A 17,272-nucleotide genomic window follows, 5' to 3' on the forward strand; every position below is an offset into this window, starting at 1 on the left:
CATTGCGATTACTTCACTCCGCTATCGCTGCGTACCCTGCGGGTTCTCCGAAGGAGTACGTAATGACAAGTATCTACCTCGCTCCTAACTCACTTTTGGCTTGATGTAAGCGATCGCTTGTTTCCAAACGGTGGTTTGCTGACTGTTTTCATCTGCAATAGAGATACACTGTGGGTCTTGCCATAAAACCCTTCCTGTGAGTACATCACCAGTCAGCAGCTTTAACTCTACTGGCGTTGTTTGTTTAATCAGGTTTTGGACTTGTCTAATACTGGGTAAAGTGGTGTCAAATTCGGTAAGCATTTTTAGTAAAGATGAACCTACAAGGCAAAATAAAGAGTAACTAATCCTTGATAATTCATCCTTGAAGAAATGGCAATCGAATTTACTAAGTATCATGGTCTAGGCAACGACTTTATTCTCATTGACAATCGCTCGTCATCTGTGCCTGTAGTGACTCCAGAGCAAGCGATCGAGTTGTGCGATCGCCATTTTGGTATCGGTGCTGATGGTGTCATTTTTGCCCTCCCCGGAGAAAACGGCACGGACTACACCATGCGGATTTTTAATTCTGATGGTTCAGAACCAGAAATGTGTGGCAATGGCATTCGCTGTTTAGCTGGTTTTTTGGCAGATTTAGAAGGGGAATCCCGGAATAAAGATTCATATCGCATTCATACTTTGGGTGGTGTAATAACTCCCCAACTCTTATCTGATGGTCAAGTTAAAGTAGATATGGGTTTACCCAGCTTACTCGCTAGCGAAATTCCGACTAATCTTGTACCCGCCCAAGAAAAAGTAATTTCTGTGCCGTTAGAGGTGGCGGAGCAAACCTGGGAAGTCACCTGTGTAAATATGGGAAATCCCCACTGCATTACTTTTGTGGAAGATGTCGCAGCAATTGAGTTAGAAACCATCGGCCCTAAATTTGAGCATCACCCAGTTTTCCCCCAACGCATAAATACTGAATTTATTCAAGTGGTACGCCGTGATTATTTGAAAATGCGGGTGTGGGAACGGGGTGCTGGGATTACCTTAGCTTGTGGTACTGGTGCTTGTGCTTCGTTGGTAGCTGGTGTGTTAACTGGAAAATGCGATCGCACCGCCACTGTAGAATTACCAGGTGGCCCCTTACAAATTGAATGGTCAGAAGTAGACCAACGGATTTACATGACAGGCCCAGCTGAGAGGGTGTTCACTGGGAAACTGTAACCGACTTACCATTGACATTAAGTAAGTAGAGGGGCAGAGGGAAAAGAACTTGGTATTTGAACTCTCCCCTGCTCCCCTGCACAAGGCTTTGAGAGATGTGGTGAGAAATCCGGGCTAGAGAGGGCTGTGCTTCAAATAAATGAACAAGGCTGTAAATATATTAAATGTCTTTAAGTTAAGTGCAAATCGATATAGCTATTTTTTTTAACGATAAGTAAAAATATCTGAAACCCTTACCAAGCATAAATTACAAAGGAAAACTAATGTCTTTAGCTAGTTATCTTTATTTGTCTCAACTCACTTATAATCGCCCAATTATTTCTTAAATGTCTTATCTGTCCTTGCATTTTTGTTAAAAAATTGAGAATATACATAAATGAGAAAAAAAGCACAATGAAAAGCTAAAAAAGCTACATTGTATATTTAATGGACAAAATCTTAATCAAGTTCAGTCACAAAGAGCATAAGAGTTCTCTAAATAGCAAGCAGCAAGAAGCTAAAATATGTAGCCTTCAAAGCAAAGACGGCTCGAAATTGGAATATTTGGCTGCAAGCTAAAACTTGGGTTAGGCTCTTTAGTTTCTTCCCTTGGCTCAAATGAATTTTTGAGTGGTTTAGTAACATTCCACCTAGATTTTTTTGACTTCAGATATAGGCGGCTTTTTTAAGCTTAGTAAGGGCTTTAAACCTGTTTACGTTTGGTAATATACTTGGGTTTTTTCGTGCCAACTTACTTAACTTCTGAATCATTAATTGCGCGATCGCAATACCAATTTAAAAATAAAACCACTTGATTCAATAATGATGACTAACGATAAATACATATTGGGTGTCGGTATTGGCGGACACGACACAGCCGCAGCGCTGTTAAAAAATGGTGCGCTAGTAGCGATGGGTGAGCAAGAACGCTTTAGTCGCAACAAACGCGCACCGCAAGAACCACCAGTTGATGCCATCCGCTATTGCTTGGATCGAGCGGGAATTACCTTGGATGAAGTTGAAGCGATCGCTTTTGGTACAGACTACCAAATCAAGAATATTTGGAAAGGTGTAACAGAAGAAGAACTAAAGCGTTTTCCGGCTCATGACGATCCCGATCATCTGTTTCCTCAAGAAGTATTCAAGTATGAAAAGTTACCCCCAATTACAGCAATTCGCCATCACCTCTCCCATGCAGCTAGCACCTTCCGAGTGAGCGGGTTTGAACGAGCCGCGATTTTGATTGTTGATAACCAAGGAGAAGATAATTCCACCAGTTTGGCAATGGGTAAGGATGGGGAAATCCACATTCTAGAGAACTTTGGCGTACCGGTTTCTTTAGGCCTGTATTACCGAACCGCAGCACAATTTACAGGAGTAGTCGGAAAACTCAAAGAAGTCGGGAAATTTATGGGACTCGCTTCTTATGGGCAACCTATCCAGAAAGTTCCACTGGCTTTTCAAGACAATGCACCCGTACTTGCAGGATTGTCAGATGTGCCGCCGATGCGGAACGCAGATATGCCTCGCTTCCGCGCCAAGCAGATGTTAGATTACTTTTCGGAGAATTGTTTTCCTTACACCAGCGGTCTGAAAGCTGAACCGATGGCTTATGCTAACTTTGCAGCATCAGTACAAAAATCTCTCGAAGATACCCTAATCGGAATGTGTCTTCGGTTGAAAGAATTAACAGGGTGTGAATATCTTTGTTTGGCTGGAGGTGTGGCACTGAACTGCTCGGCAAATGGAATTATTGCTAACTCTGGATTGTTCAAAGATATTTTCGTGCAACCAGCCGCCCATGATTCTGGAGTCGCATTGGGAGCCGCTCTCGAACTCGATTGGATGCTGCACGGACGCAAGCCAGAGTTTAAAATGGAACACGCTTACTGGGGGCCTAGTTGGTCACAGGAAGACATTAATGCCGCTCTCGATCGCCACGGCTTGAAATACCAACTATTAGATGAAGATACTTTAGCAGCAGAGGTAGCCACCCTGTTGGAGGCACACAAACTAGTTGGTTGGTTTCAGGGAAGATCGGAAATAGGCCCCCGCGCTTTAGGCGCACGTTCCTTGTTAGGCAATCCCACCTCCAGAGAAACTTTAGTTCGGCTAAATACAATTAAATCCCGCGAGATGTGGCGACCCCTTGCGCCCAGTGTTCTCGAAGAACGGTTTGATGAATATTTCGATAGTAGCCATGCTTCACCTTTCATGATTGTCGCTGCGACTGTCAAAGAAGAAAAACGTCGCTCTGTGCCTGCGATCGTTCATATTGATGGCAGCGCCCGTCCCCAAGCAGTTAGCCGCAAAACCAACCCGCGCTACTGGAAGCTAATTCATGCTTTTGAGCAACGAACAGGTATCCCGATTGTCGTGAACACATCATTTAACGTCGAAGCTGAACCGATTGTTAACACTCCAGACAATGCCATTCGCGATTTCTTAGCTACTGATTTGGAGGTTCTAGCAATTGGTAATGCCTTGGTGGTGAAGCAATGAATATGTCATGTTCGTTAGAGGCACAGATCCCGAATCGTTCTCGGTTTTGCTTTGAGTCTGACGTTCTCAATCCATCTCAACCAACTTTGGCAGAAGCATTTGCCTCTAATTCTGCTGTGTTGATAGTGACAGATAATCAAGCAGACCTCCACCAATACTTCGCTAGCCAGCAAAAGCGGGGATGGATTCGTGATTTCCGCATTCTGCATTTTTCCCAGGATGACCTGCAAGATCCTTGGCAAACCTGTTTAAGGATTATTCAGGCTGGTATCGATTTACAACTGCGTCGTTCTGATGCTTATGTTGCTTATGCTGGCACTGAACTGACGACTTTAACTGCTTTAGCAGCCGCAATGTATCGCCGAACAATCCGCTTCGTGCAGATTCAGGATGATATTGACGGTGTATTATATTGCTTGCGGAATCAGGGATTATCACAGGTGCGTTGGCATGGATACCACTCGCAGTTGAAAGCGATGTGTACTATTGGGCTAACTCATCTCAATACCTTAAACTTGGTTGATGAAGTCTCTTTGAGCCGCTCATTACAGTTAGCATCAGCCGTTAACAATATCGAACTGCTCAAGTTGGCGCTGGTAAGTGATGCCAATCTGTTTCGAGAGCTTCAGTTATCTAATTCGACAGTTGCAAATTCTGATTTGTCTGAGGCGATTATCCAAAGTTTAAAGGCTTTTAGTCAGAAGGTTTTTCCGGGAAATACTTCGCCACTAGAATTTGGGGAACCCTTTGGAGATTTGCTGGCATCTGGTTTAACTCCAGCCGAAGCTCAAGCTTGTGGAATCATGTTGGCAACATTGTTTTCTCAAGCGATCGCTCTACTCTCGTCGGAAGTAGTTCAACAAGTATGGGTGTTACTAAATCATGCTGGGTTTGAGGATTGCCTGACTCAATTAATAAGTCATGAAAATGAACTAGCAGTAAAATTTAAGGTTTTGTCAACGCGATCCGAGGATACCTCATTTGTATTAATCGATCGGATTGGCAGCATTCAATTGGTGCAAAGTCAAGAGGTTTTTTCTGATATTAATATCCAGCGAGTGATTGATTCTCTGAAAGCTTGCCAAGGTTGGCAATGGGAGGTTGTTGACTTGGTGGAAGTTCCACAAAATAATCATCAGACGAACCGCAATCGCGCAGCGTCTCGCAGAGAAGGGCGCAAAGGACGCATAGACGCGGCAGCGGCTTCCCGCAGGGTAGGAAGAAGAGTTTTAGAGAGTTGTTGGATAAGTAATATTTCGAGTTCCGAATTGGTGCAGTATTCGGTGACACTTGTACCATCAGTTCTCGATCCGGCTAACTCGTCTTTGAGTGCCTGTTTTCGTAAAGGACAAAGAATCCTGGCTGTGGTTGATGCTTACGATGGTCATCAAGCAAAAGCTTTACAAGCTTACCTCGATCGCCAATTGGAACTGGGAGAAATTGCAGGCTATAAATTACACATCGCTCATTTCACATCATCTCAGAAAAATATGGACGCTGTACTCGAAATTATTGAGCAAGCGTCACTGTTGCAATTAGCATCTGATGATTTGATGGTGGTTATGGGGGGCGGGACATTAACAGATATTGTGGGTTTTGCCGCAGCCCTCTATGAAGGAGGGATTACTTATATTCGGATTCCTACTACTTTTGTCGGCCTCATTGATGCGGGTGTTGGCTTGAAGGTAGGTGTTAACTTCAAGGGTAAGAAAAATTTCCTGGGAACATACTACCCTTCTACTCAATGTTTGTGTGACAAATCGTTTTTGCAAACCCTTCCCATTGAAGAAATTCGTTGCGGTTTATCGGAAGCAATTAAAATTGCTTTAGTTAAAGATGCTTCGCTCTTTGCATTGATTGAAGAACATTACCCTCTTGTGCTGGCGCGTTCTCAAGAACCAGTGATTGACAAGATTTTGATGCGAGCGATCGCACTAATGTTGGAGGAGTTAGAATCTAATCCTTACGAACTCAGCGCCCGCCGATTACCCGACTTCGGGCATGAATTCGGGCATAGTCTAGAGTCACTTACTCATCATCAACTCCGACATGGTGAAGCAGTAGCGATTGGTATGGCACTTTCTTGTCATATCGCCTGGAGTGCTGGACTTTTGAAACGCTCAGTTTTAGAGCGAATTCTGAAGCTTTTGCTAGAAGTTGGACTTCCTATTTATCATCTTGCTTGTCAATCAGAAGTACTTTGGCAACGGCTGTTTGAGGATGTCATAACGCACAAAATGGGACGGTTGCATCTAGTTGTGCCTACAGATATTGGCAAAGGAGCTTTCATCGATGACATTACAGATATTAATCTGACAATGCTCCAGCAAGCTTGTACTGAGCTTAAATCCTTCAGTCTCCAGTCAAAAAATCATTTGTTGGCTCTAGAGGTGACTCCATCACAAGGGATTAAGACGCTGAACAAATCTAAACAACCCTTGATTATGCAGTCCTTAAAGTGCCAGGAAGAGCGACGATGAACGATAGAATACCTTATATTATTGTCGTTGATGTTGGCGGAACATCAACTCGTCTAGGAATCCTGTCTCCGAAAGGTGAACTTTTGGATGATGTCAATCAATTTCCCACACCAGGCGCATTCTTACTGCCTCAAGAGTCTTTGTCTGTGCTGCAACAGCTGCTCATAGATCGACTGATTGGTGAAATCCATGCTTTGCGTCAACGTCATCCCCAGCTTAATCTCAATTTTGTTGGGGTTTCCTTCGGTGCTGTAATAACTCATCAAGGAATCGTCGAAAATGCTAGTATTCTTTGGCATCAACCCGCCAGTGGATTTGACTTAATAGGGAAGTTGCGATCGCATTTACCTAACACCGAGATTTGGGTTGTAAATGATGTCTCCGCAATGGCTTGGCGATACCAAGAATATTCTCGCTTTGTTTTATTTACAGTTAGCACTGGCGTTGCTAGCAAAGTCTTTAACAAAGCCTTGAATACTGGCGAAAAACTCGAACTAGACGATCGCGGTTTAGGTGGCGAAATCGGACACGTGGTGGTAGCTCCCGAACGAGTCCAAGCTGCTCTTAATTATGCCCGCGATCGCGCCAAGCAGGAACCAGCCCGCTATCAAAACTCAATAGTCGCTCAACTAGCTGGTGAGCAGATAGCCGCGATACACTTGGGGAAAGCCGCACTGCAAGGCGACAGCTTTGCTTTAGAAGTTCTGGAAGCAGTTAATGTACCATTCTGCGAGTGTGGTAATATTGCAGACTTGTGTGCTTATACATCTGGCCCGGCTGTGGCTCGGATGGCTCGGCGAGTTAGTCGATATGAGATTGAGCGGTTTCAAAAATCGCGTTTAGCAGAACTGTGTGCTGGACAACCTGAAGCAATTGATACACGAGCAATTGCGATCGCCGCCCAAGACAACGATCCTCTCACTCTGGAAATCCTCGATCAAAGTACATTTTATCTGGGATTAAGCATCCTCCAAATCTGCGCCAGCCTGGGACTCGAGCGGGTATTTATTTCTGGTGGATTCGCCAACGGTGTAGGTACACCCTACTTTCAATCGCTACACCGCAACTTATGCCAGTTAATGCACCCATCAGGATTCTTTACAGGTTGGACTCAAGAGCAGTTGGAAACACTGATTCAACCCTGTCCAGATTATTATCATGATGCCTTAATTGGCGTGGGATTGATGGTGCAATCCCGTTTAGATCGCAATCGGGTAGTCGTCAAACCCATTGGAGAAGCTCGTAGTGAAATGCAATGGCGTGAGCCTCCTAAATGTGGTGCGGCTCAAGCGATCGCTCGTGTTCGCTATGCGGGTGTTTGCTCCACCGATCTGCAAATCTATCGAGGCGATCGACCCCTTGAACCAACTATTTTAGGACATGAATGTGTCGCTCAAATAGTTGCAGTTGGTAACAAATTACAAGGGTTATCTGTCGGAGATTGGATTGCCATCAACCCCAATAATCCTTTCGATGAACATGATAAAGTCGGACATAATCGAGAAGGAATCTTTCAAGATTTATTTAGTTTTCATCACGACTTAGTAGAGAAACAACAAGTAGTCAAGCTACCAGAAACCGTTTATCCAGAATGGGTATTAATGGAATTGCTAGCTTGTATTCTCCACGCTCAAAATTATCTCTCAAGACCTTATAACGAGTGCAATCTACTCATTGTCGGAGCAGGTATTTCTGGATTATTACACACGAAAGTAGCCCAGCTTCGCCAAGCAAAGCGTATTTTGTTGGCGAATCGCTCCATGCCCAAATTAGATTTTGCCGTCAAAGCAGGTTTTGTACCTCCTGAAGATGCTCTACCTCTTGGCGATCGCACGGTAGACGAAATTTTGAGTAAAACAGAAGGACGAGGTGCAGATATCGTAATAGTGGCATTAGCTGGAGATGGCGGCGTATCAGCCATTCAACAAATTTTACCTTGCCTTGCCGATGGAGCCACAATTTGCTTATTTGGTGGCTTTACAGGCAATACAATGTTGGAATTAAACGGTAGCAGCATAGATTGCCAACAGATTCGTAGTCAGCGTTTGTCAGTAGAGACTTGTACTAGCGATCGCCGCCACCTAACCTTCATCGGTTCGCGAGGTTCGCACCATGAAGACTATACATCAGGCAGAGATTTAGTAACATCAGGTCAGCTCGATCTTAGTCAATTAGTTACTCAACTTATTTCTTTTCCCGCTCTCCCACGCGTACTTAGTGAAATGGCAGAACGCGGAACAGTCGAAGGGAAATTCGCCATGCGGGTAGTAGTTGACATGACCCTACCCGGTGATATGATACATCATCTTCCAATATGAAACTCAAGCGATCGTCTCTGCATTTTTTGCCAATTTTATGAAGGAGAATTAAATAAAATGAAGCATCTTACATTAGATACAATCAAACATTGCGAGTTAGATGCAGAACAAATTTCTAGCTTTCAAAATTCCGGTTATTTAATATTACCGGACAAATTCACCAAAAAAGAAGTTGATGAAATGCAACTCGAAGCAAATCGATTGCTAGAATTTCTGATTAATTCCTCACTAGCAAATCATCGTCGGAGTGGGCGATTAGATATTAAGCAACTAGCGTCAGGAAAGCATATTATCCGTAAAATTCAGCCGATTGTTGATATTTCCCCCAAATTTTCGGCACTAGCAAAAGATGAACGCCTGTTAACTCCCCTCCGTCAACTCCAAGGAGAAGAACCAGCACTGATGGAGGAGAAATTTAGCTACAAGCAACCCCTTCCTGAACCAATCGAAGGAATTGAAGTTCATCTAGCAGACGATCGCTTCCTCTTGCATCAAGATTATAACTATCATGTGCAACACGGCTACAGACCAGACATTCTTACCTATGGTATTGTTCTTGATGACTGTACATTGGAAAATGGGCCATTACGAGTGTGGCCTGGTACGCATCGCGAGCTAATCCCCCATGAAACCGTGATGATTGGTAACTATCGCAGCTATCAAGTACCTGAAAACCGGATTAATACCCAAGATTCAGTTGACATCACCGTTCCTCGTGGCACTCTCTTATTATTTCACGACTTACTAGTTCATAGTTCCAGCGTGAATCGCACCCAGCAACCAAGGCGCATCCTTTTCTTTAGCTACTGCCCCACCTCAACCCCAATTTCCTTTGACACGAGAAATTCTCCTACCCGTATCGCAGAATTACCTTATGAATTCCAATATCAAATGCTCAAAGAACAAGGGGTATTCACAGATAAATTCCGCGTTCCTACTTTGACATAACCATAGCACCGGGGAGAGGGGCAAAAAAGTCAAGTTCTGAGACTCGTTCACGAGTATAAAAGACTCGTTAACGGAGCTAAAAGACTCGTTCACGAGTATAAAAGACTCGTTCACGGAGCTAAAAGACTCGTTCACGAGTATAAAAGACTCATTAACGGAGCTAAAAGACTCGTTCACGAGTATAAAAGACTCATTAACGGAGCTAAAAGACTCGTTCACGAGTATAAAAGACTCGTTAACGGAGCTAAAAGACTCGTTCACGAGTATAAAAGACTCGTTAACGGAGCTAAAAGACTCGTTCACGAGTATCAAAGACTCATTAACGGAGCTAAAAGACTCGTTCACGAGTATCAAAGACTCATTAACGGAGCTAAAAGACTCATTGTCGCATTATAAAATATATATCCCTTGCTCCCCTGCTCCTCTGTTCACTTCACCGCGATCGCAGTTTTACCCATAGCAGCCGTTCTAAAGCATTCTGTAAATGTTAGGAGCAAAAAAGTGTACCCTCAAGCGATTTCTGCCCTTTTTGAAGCAGCCGACAACTTTACCCACGCCAATTTAACAGGAAATGACTTTGCTAAACTTGGGCTTGAGGATGGACAACCAATGCTGGGGTGGGTTCAGCTACCAACTTGGGAGAATATCCAAATAGCATTACACAAAATTCTCTCTACTCGATTCATCTCAGGGCGAACCCGTTTCTTATTTTATGGAACCGGGGGATGGATTCATGCTGTTAATGTTGCGCGAGAATTAGGATTTTCATCAAATCAGAAACAAGTTATTGGCTTACACAGCCTTAACCCTTCAGAATTGGCAGTATTGTTTAAACACCAACTTGATTTAAAGCAAACAACTTGCATTGGAATTTCCTTAACCCGCACGACATTAGAAACCTGTTTGCTGATGGAGACTTTGCAGGAGTATTTTACATTAGCTGGGCTAAATCCTGAAGAACATTTCATTTGGCTCACCTCTATGAATGAAGCAAATAAATCTTCAGCAATCGAGCATCATTTCAGCTTAACCATTTCTAGTGACACTAATGTTGGAGCATTATTTTCTGCACCCTCTACCCTAGCAATGCTATTACCAATGGCGCTGTTGTTAGAGGAAGAAATCTTTGCTTGTTGCTATCAGCAATTATTGGCTAATCAAGAAGCACTACTAGATAAAATGGCGAAACGTGCTTACGAAATCAGTCGATATCCAGGTTCTGCACTTTGGTTCAAGATTGAGGGAAAACGTCACAGTTCCCTTGAGCGTTGGATACTTCAACTTACACGACAAGCATTAGGAAGCAAAACTCACTATAGTCCAGCAAATATTTTGGTAGAACAAGATATAGCTCCTCCAGAATTTGAAATTATTGAATTAGATAAATTTAGTGGCGATACTCCTCTAGCTAGAGGAATGCAAGCTATGTATGCTTGCCAAATTTTTGTTGCTTGCCTAGCATACTGGTGGAAAATTCCCTTCGTCACCCACCCAGAGGTACAACAATATAAAAAGTTGGTTCCGCAACTATTGAATAGTGTAAGAAATACACCACCTTTTAAAATTCATTTGATTGAGGATGCAGATGTCGCGTCTTTGGAAGCAGTGCTAATTGAACAGCTAGATTCGCAAACTGATTATCAATTCGTGGAAATTGTTCTTTACCCTGGATTAACATTGGATATTCGGCAAAGATTAGAGGAATGTTTATCTTCTCAGACGAAACATCACTGTCGCGTGTATGAAGGAAGCGATTGGAATCATCACTCATTTCAGTTTGCGATCGCAAATCAACAAACCCTAGTTATAATTGTCGAGATTATAACATCCATTAACCCACTATCTGGTTTTTCGTCTAATACAATCGAACGTCATACTCAGATGCTTCAAGCCATAGCTAGAGCTACACACATCGCTTTAGGAAAAACCTCATTGTTTATCCAATGGCGACCATTAAGCTATATCAATTCCATCTAATTAGTAGGTATCTTTATGAATAGCGAAATTTTTGATATTCACTTTGCTTTAGAGAAATCTGTAATAGATAAATTAGATAATCAAAAACTTCAAGAATCGATTATTCTAGCAGGTGATGTCGGTCATACTAAAACACTACTAGGACTGTTTAAGCTTCAATCAGATGGTTGGTATACAATTCATGCCCGAATCTATGAAACTGAAACAATCACATCTTTTGAAGATACTCTTCAGGACTTTATCGCTGAACAGCAGTGGGAAGTTTCGGCTGCGTGTTTTGGCGTTGCTGGCCCAGTGATTGAGGAGCGTTGTAAGCCAACAGAATTAAATTGGGAAGTCAGTGTAGCATCGCTGCGTTCATTACTGAAAACACCCTATGTTACTCTCGCAAACGATTTAGTTGCTTTAGGATATAGCCTCAATTGGCTTCGCCCTCAAGACTTATTAACTGTTCAAAAAGGTAAAGAACGTTCTGGTAATCGGGTTATATTAGCAGCAGGAACGGGATTAGGAGAATGTACACTTTTTTGGGATGGTGCTATTCATCATCCTAGCCCTACTGAAGGAGGACATTCAGATTTTGCACCTCAGAGTGAATGGGAAGTTGGGCTTTGGCGGTTCTTATCTCAGCGCTACAAGGGACACGTTAGCGTCATGCGTGTAGTTTCAGGGCATGGAATTAATAATATGTTTAAATACGTTGTTTCTACGGGAATTACCCCTGCTCCAGAGGTTCTAGCGGCGCGTGAGCAAGCCGCAGATATAGCTCCTATTATTGCTCAAGCTGGAATAGAAGGTTCATGTCCAGCAAGTGTTGAGGTAATGAATCATTTTCCTAGACTTTATGGTGCTGAAGCTGGTAATTTAACTCTCAAAAACCTTGCTATCGGCGGTGTGTATTTAGGTGGTGGGGTTGCACCAAAAATTATTGATTCTTTAACAGATGGACGTTTTTTAAATAGTTTTTTAAGTAAAGGAAGATTTCGTTGGCTACTTGAGGAAATACCAATAAACATTATCTTGGAACCAAAAGCCCATCTTTTGGGTGCGCTTTGGCGTGCAACGTCTTTATTAACAGTTTCAAGCTAGCTATAAGGGTTCATAGTTAGGAATTTAGTGCTGATTTTCTAAGCAATAAATTCCTAACTAAGTAGATAGGCATAATTAAATATAAGATGTCATTGCGAGCGAAGCGAAGCAATCGCAAAGTCTCTGGGATTGCTTCGCAATGCTCGCAATGACGGAACATATTATATTTATTCACGCCCATCTACTTACGAACTTGTTAAGATTTGCTTTCCTCTGGAGATTGTATAGGGTTATTAACTTTAGATTGCACAGATTCTTTATTAGAAATTGCTAAATATATACCACCTAAGATTAGAGCTAATCCTAGCAAGTTAAAAACACTCAGGTTTTCCGAGAAAAGTATCCAAGCAAGAATAGCAACAATCACTGGATTGAGTAGTAATAGTAAAGAGATAAATCCTGATGAAAAATTTTTGAGGCTGTATACAATTAGCCCATGACCCAAGGCTTCGCAAATAGCAGCTAGAGCAAATACTACCAACCACCCCGACAAAGTAACTGGGAAAACTTGTTTTTCAAAGATGAGTACTATCGGTATCATCAATGAAGTTCCAATTACACAACGCCACACAAGTATGGTGAGAACTGAAAACTTATTGCGAATCTGCTCGATAAGTAAAAAATTTGCTGCATAAAAAACCGATGATATAACGGCAACAGCATCACCTGTAATGTTATTATTAGAGCGCAATAAATCTTCAAATCCTACAGAGATCGCGCCGATTATGGCTAAGATCAGACCGATGATAAATTTGCGCCCAAAAATTTGATTAAAAAATAACCATCCTCCTAATGTAGTAAATAAGGGATTCAGACTACCTAAAGCATTAGCATTAGCAGCACCAGTCTGAGTTAGCGACCAAGTCCAACATAATCGACCTAATAAATGAACTAGACCCACTGCTATTAAAAATGCTATCTCTTTGATTGGATAACGCTCTTGTGGTAAAATCGGCTCATCATTTTTAATTTGAGTCCGTGCTTGGTTAATTCCATTCCATAAGCCAAAGATAATAGTCGCTATCCATAAACGATTAAATAATGTAGCAACAGCGCTCATTTGGCTAACAGCAATTTTAATAAATATTGCTGTTGTAGATAAAGCTAATAATGCTGTTATTACCGTTATTATCGGCAGGATTTTTGAAGCTTTATCAGGTTTTTCTTGCGTTAGGTCTAATTGATTTTCTACCATTTAGTTTATATTTATTAAACGAACTGCCAAATACACCTTCTTTACGACACACTACGTGTAGCTTGCTTCCCCATAGGGGTACACGCAGCGTCTCGTAGAGAAGGGAGAAGGAGCAATTATTAAGTGGAAGTTTGGGGAGAATTTGCATTACTCAGGTAGTAGTGCCATAGAAGTCTAGCAGCTACAGCACGCCACGGTCGCCAGTGCTGTGTCATTGCTTCTAGCTGCACTGGTGTTGGACGTGTTGCCAAGTTTTTGAGCTTTTGAAAAGCGATCGCGATCGCTAAATCGCCTTTAGGAAAAACATCAGGGCGTTGCAGCGCCATCAGCAAATAAATATCAACTGTCCAGTCTCCTATGCCTTTAAGACGCTTTAACTCAGTTCTGATAGTCGTTTCGTCCATTTTTTCCAGCTTGCTTAACTCAAGCTGACCAGTTGCGATGGCATTCGCCAAGCCACGACAGTATAGAACTTTTTGCCGACTGAATCCAATTCCTCTCAATTGAACATCATCCAACATCAGAAAATTTTCTGGCGTCAGAGTTGCAACAACCCCACATAGCCGATTAAATACAGCCTTTGCAGCCGCTACGGAAACTTGCTGTTCCAGAATTATGCACAGAAGCGTTGCAAAACCCGGTTCTCTTTTCCACATCGGTGGAGTCCCCAGTGTTTCTAAAATCCGAGCCAAATCGCTGTCAAGATTAGCAAGCACCATTAAACCACGGGTCAAACTTTCTTCAGTCAGCGATTCTAATTCAGGTGTTTGAGTCATCTTCGATCGATTTCGATTCTTGTATAAGCAGTTTTTGTTTGCGTTCAATTCCCCAGCGATAACCACCAAGACTGCCATCACTCCGCAGCACTCGATGACATGGTACAATCAGCGCGACCGGATTAGCTCCACAAGCATTTCCCACCGCACGGACTGCGTGCGGTTTAGCAATATCGCCGGCTATATCAGTGTATGTACGCGTTTGGCTATAGGGAATTTTTTGTAATGCTTGCCAAACCTGTTTCTGAAATGCTGTCCCGCGGACATCAAGTGGTAAATCAAGATGTATTTCATCTCCTGCAATCAAGTTGAGAATTGCTTGTATCCATTCCTTGTGTGTGTGGTCATCACGCCTGATGTGCGCTTGGTGAAATTCTTGGTTCAAAATGTGTTCAAGCTTGTCTGCTTCATCACCTAGTTTAACGGCACAGATACCTTTCTGTGTTGTTGCCACAAGTAAATATCCTAGTGGTGATGGAGCGATCGCATAAACAATATTGATTGTCTTTCCAGCTTGTTGATAAGTCTTTGGTGTCATTCCCAGTTGCTTAGGTGCTTTCTCATAAAGTTGACTACTTGAACCATACCCCGTGTCATAAACTGCATGGGCAATTTCCTCTCCTGACTGTAAACGCTGTTTTAATCGTTGGCTACGCAGCGCATCTGCATATTGAAAAGGCGATACACCAATTATTTGCTTAAATATTCTTTGCAGATAACTGGGACTCATTTCCACCTGAGAGCATAATTCCGAGAGGGTTGGGACGCGATCGACTTGTGCTTCAATATATCGACATACTGCTAAGATTTTGGCTGTAATTGGAACTGTTTCAGCTTGTGGCTGACAACGCTTACAAGGTCGAAAACCTGCAATTTCAGCCTCTTCTACCGACTGGAAGAAACAAACTTGATTTCGATTCGGTCTGCGACTAGGGCAAATAGGTCGGCAATAAATGCCTGTAGAGTGAACACCATAGAAAAACTTACCTTCAAAAGCGGAGTCTCGATTGAGAACTGCTTCCCATAGTGTTTCTTCTAAAAGTTGTATTTGTTGTAATTGCATTCATGTCTCCTTGAATTTATTGCAAAGTATCCCTACTTTGGAGTGTCCATTATTAGTTTTTTCCTTTAGGTAAAACTAGATTAAATGTATCAATAAACTATTTTCTATCTGATTGTTGCGATCAAAGTTGATTATCTCAGTTTTTGAATGTACCAACTCGCTGAACGAGTGTTCGCTACTCGATGAAACCGGGAACCTTAAATTAGGTCAACACAACGGAGTTTTTATGAGTGGTGGTATTTACCTGATTCAGGATAATTCTCAATTAGTTGAAATGAAGGAAGAACCCTATGAATCAGAGGATGGGTTACAAAAGCTACTAGCTGGCTATCCGAGTTTGGAGTAATGCCACTGTAGAAATTTGTGCCTACGAGCCACCATTCAATTCAGAAGAAAAGAAAACAGAACTTCTGACTCGATTTAAGTCTGTTGTAGGAACATCAATTTCTATTAATCCTTATTGCTGGTATATTCCCTTTTCTGCTCTGAATGATGAAATACTCAAACAGTTTTTGGAAGTACTTGGCTGGGCTATTAGTGAAATTAAATTATCATAATCTTGTAGTATAGCCATCCTATTTGATTTGTGAGAATTACAACCCACATATCCCCGACTTCATAAAATTTTTTGGGGATCTTGTTGATTACGAATGATTCAGGGTAGGCAATTACTTACCAAATTTCTGCTAAATCTAAAACAAATCCTGGCAAAACATCTTCTCCAGATAGAGTTTTAGGACTTTGTAAAATCTCAACTTCTCTATTGAGACGATAAATTTCTACCTCTTGCTGTCCTCTATTAATTAACCAGCCCAATCTTGCGCCATTCTCCATATATTCCCTCATTTTGGCTCGCGTTTTTTCTAAGGAATCACTTGGAGACATTAACTCAACTACAAAATCGGGACACAAAGGAGCAAATCTTTCTTTTTCTGCTTCGCTTAAAGCATTCCACCGTTCCATTTTCACCCAGGAAGCATCTGGAGAACGCTCTGCACCGTTGGGAAGTTTGAAACCACCAGAAGAGTCAAAGGATTTCCCTAGCTTATTTTGACGACTCCAAGCTCTTAATTGATAAGTTAAATCGGCATTACGGTCACTAGTACTACTCCCCGTAGGTGGCATAATAATTAATTCTCCTGAAGCTGTCCGCTCAAACTTTAAGTCTCGATTATTTTGACAAAGCTGAAAAAATTGCTCGTCAGTCAAGTCGATATTTAATTCGAGGGTAGGAGGTAAACTGACGGTGGTACTATTCATATTATCAGTTTGGGTGGAAGCAATATATCTATTCTAGTAGTCTGTCAAAGTCATTCGTAGTTGCAAGACGCTCGCAGACTCGCTTGCCGCCGACACTATCAGTGCTTGCTCTGTACCCTCCACTGCCTCGTTAACGAGTCTGCGTACTCCGCGAAGAAGCAATCAATCTACGCGCAGCTTTTGTCTGCAACACGCTGCACTAATATAATTTGTCGAGCGATGTCTGCGGCAAGCCGCTCCGCGTCTACGCTAATCCTAATCCCTTTGCCTCAAAGTGACTCAGTACTCCTGAAATGATTCGCTCTTTGACAAATGGTTCACCCGATTGGGTGAATGCGATCGCAGCATCCAGAACTACTCTGAAAGTAGAGCCACTTTTTTGCTGTTAGCGATCTCGCCGACAGCTAAAAAACTTTTACAATGGCTATGATTACCTTGAATATTATGCCAATTGCTTATATATCAAAGGGTCT

The 17,272-nt window shown here is 42.3% G+C and carries 12 protein-coding genes; 7 read left to right on the forward strand and 5 right to left on the reverse strand.

What is annotated here, in order from left to right; all coding sequences use genetic code 11:
• Nucleotides 1-84 precede the first annotated feature (84 nt).
• The gene (locus V7K44_RS07025) at nt 85-303 is read right to left on the reverse strand and encodes an Hfq-related RNA-binding protein (RefSeq protein ID WP_334929936.1); all 219 of its coding nucleotides are present in this window, start codon (nt 301-303) and stop codon (nt 85-87) included.
• Between the two features lie 69 nt (nt 304-372).
• Here V7K44_RS07025 and dapF point away from each other — a divergent pair, with 69 nt between their 5' ends.
• From dapF to glk, 7 genes are all read left to right on the forward strand, one after another.
• Nucleotides 373-1,212, forward strand: coding sequence for a diaminopimelate epimerase (gene dapF, locus V7K44_RS07030; protein ID WP_334929939.1), 840 nt, complete (start codon nt 373-375; stop codon nt 1,210-1,212).
• 801 nt (nt 1,213-2,013) lie between these two features.
• A complete protein-coding gene (locus V7K44_RS07035; protein ID WP_334929941.1) occupies nt 2,014-3,693 on the forward strand; it encodes a carbamoyltransferase family protein in 1,680 nt (559 codons plus the stop codon).
• Nucleotides 3,694-3,695: 2 nt separating this feature from the next.
• A complete protein-coding gene (locus tag V7K44_RS07040; protein ID WP_334929943.1) occupies nt 3,696-6,173 on the forward strand; it encodes a 3-dehydroquinate synthase family protein in 2,478 nt (825 codons plus the stop codon).
• A complete protein-coding gene (locus V7K44_RS07045; protein WP_334929945.1) occupies nt 6,170-8,491 on the forward strand; it encodes an ROK family protein in 2,322 nt (773 codons plus the stop codon). Before V7K44_RS07040 ends, V7K44_RS07045 begins: the two co-directional genes overlap by 4 nt.
• A 57-nt stretch (nt 8,492-8,548) precedes the next feature.
• On the forward strand, nt 8,549-9,439 hold the full coding sequence (locus tag V7K44_RS07050; RefSeq protein ID WP_334929947.1) for a phytanoyl-CoA dioxygenase family protein: 891 nt from the start codon (nt 8,549-8,551) through the stop codon (nt 9,437-9,439).
• A 501-nt stretch (nt 9,440-9,940) separates the two neighbouring features.
• Entirely contained in the window at nt 9,941-11,416 is a 1,476-nt protein-coding gene (locus V7K44_RS07055) for a hypothetical protein (RefSeq protein ID WP_334929950.1), read from the forward strand.
• 15 nt (nt 11,417-11,431) lie between these two features.
• Complete coding sequence (glk, locus tag V7K44_RS07060) at nt 11,432-12,505, forward strand: glucokinase (protein ID WP_334929952.1); 1,074 nt, start codon at nt 11,432-11,434, stop codon at nt 12,503-12,505.
• Nucleotides 12,506-12,701: 196 nt separating this feature from the next.
• Here glk and V7K44_RS07065 read toward each other — a convergent pair whose 3' ends face one another.
• The 4 genes from V7K44_RS07065 to V7K44_RS07080 form a co-directional block, all read right to left on the reverse strand.
• Nucleotides 12,702-13,700, reverse strand: a complete 999-nt coding sequence (locus V7K44_RS07065) for a DMT family transporter (protein ID WP_334929954.1) — start codon at nt 13,698-13,700, stop codon at nt 12,702-12,704.
• Nucleotides 13,701-13,819: 119 nt separating this feature from the next.
• Nucleotides 13,820-14,476: a DNA-3-methyladenine glycosylase family protein gene (locus tag V7K44_RS07070; RefSeq protein ID WP_334929956.1), complete on the reverse strand. Its 657-nt coding sequence runs from the start codon at nt 14,474-14,476 to the stop codon at nt 13,820-13,822.
• Nucleotides 14,460-15,539 carry a bifunctional DNA-binding transcriptional regulator/O6-methylguanine-DNA methyltransferase Ada gene (gene ada, locus V7K44_RS07075; RefSeq protein WP_334929958.1) on the reverse strand — a complete coding sequence of 360 codons (1,080 nt, stop codon included), beginning with the start codon at nt 15,537-15,539 and terminating at the stop codon, nt 14,460-14,462. Before ada ends, V7K44_RS07070 begins: the two co-directional genes overlap by 17 nt.
• A 672-nt stretch (nt 15,540-16,211) precedes the next feature.
• The gene (locus tag V7K44_RS07080) at nt 16,212-16,799 is read right to left on the reverse strand and encodes a Uma2 family endonuclease (protein ID WP_334929960.1); all 588 of its coding nucleotides are present in this window, start codon (nt 16,797-16,799) and stop codon (nt 16,212-16,214) included.
• Nucleotides 16,800-17,272: the final 473 nt, after the last annotated feature.

The organism is Nostoc sp. (assembly GCF_036917235.1).
GTDB lineage: Bacteria > Cyanobacteriota > Cyanobacteriia > Cyanobacteriales > Nostocaceae > Nostoc.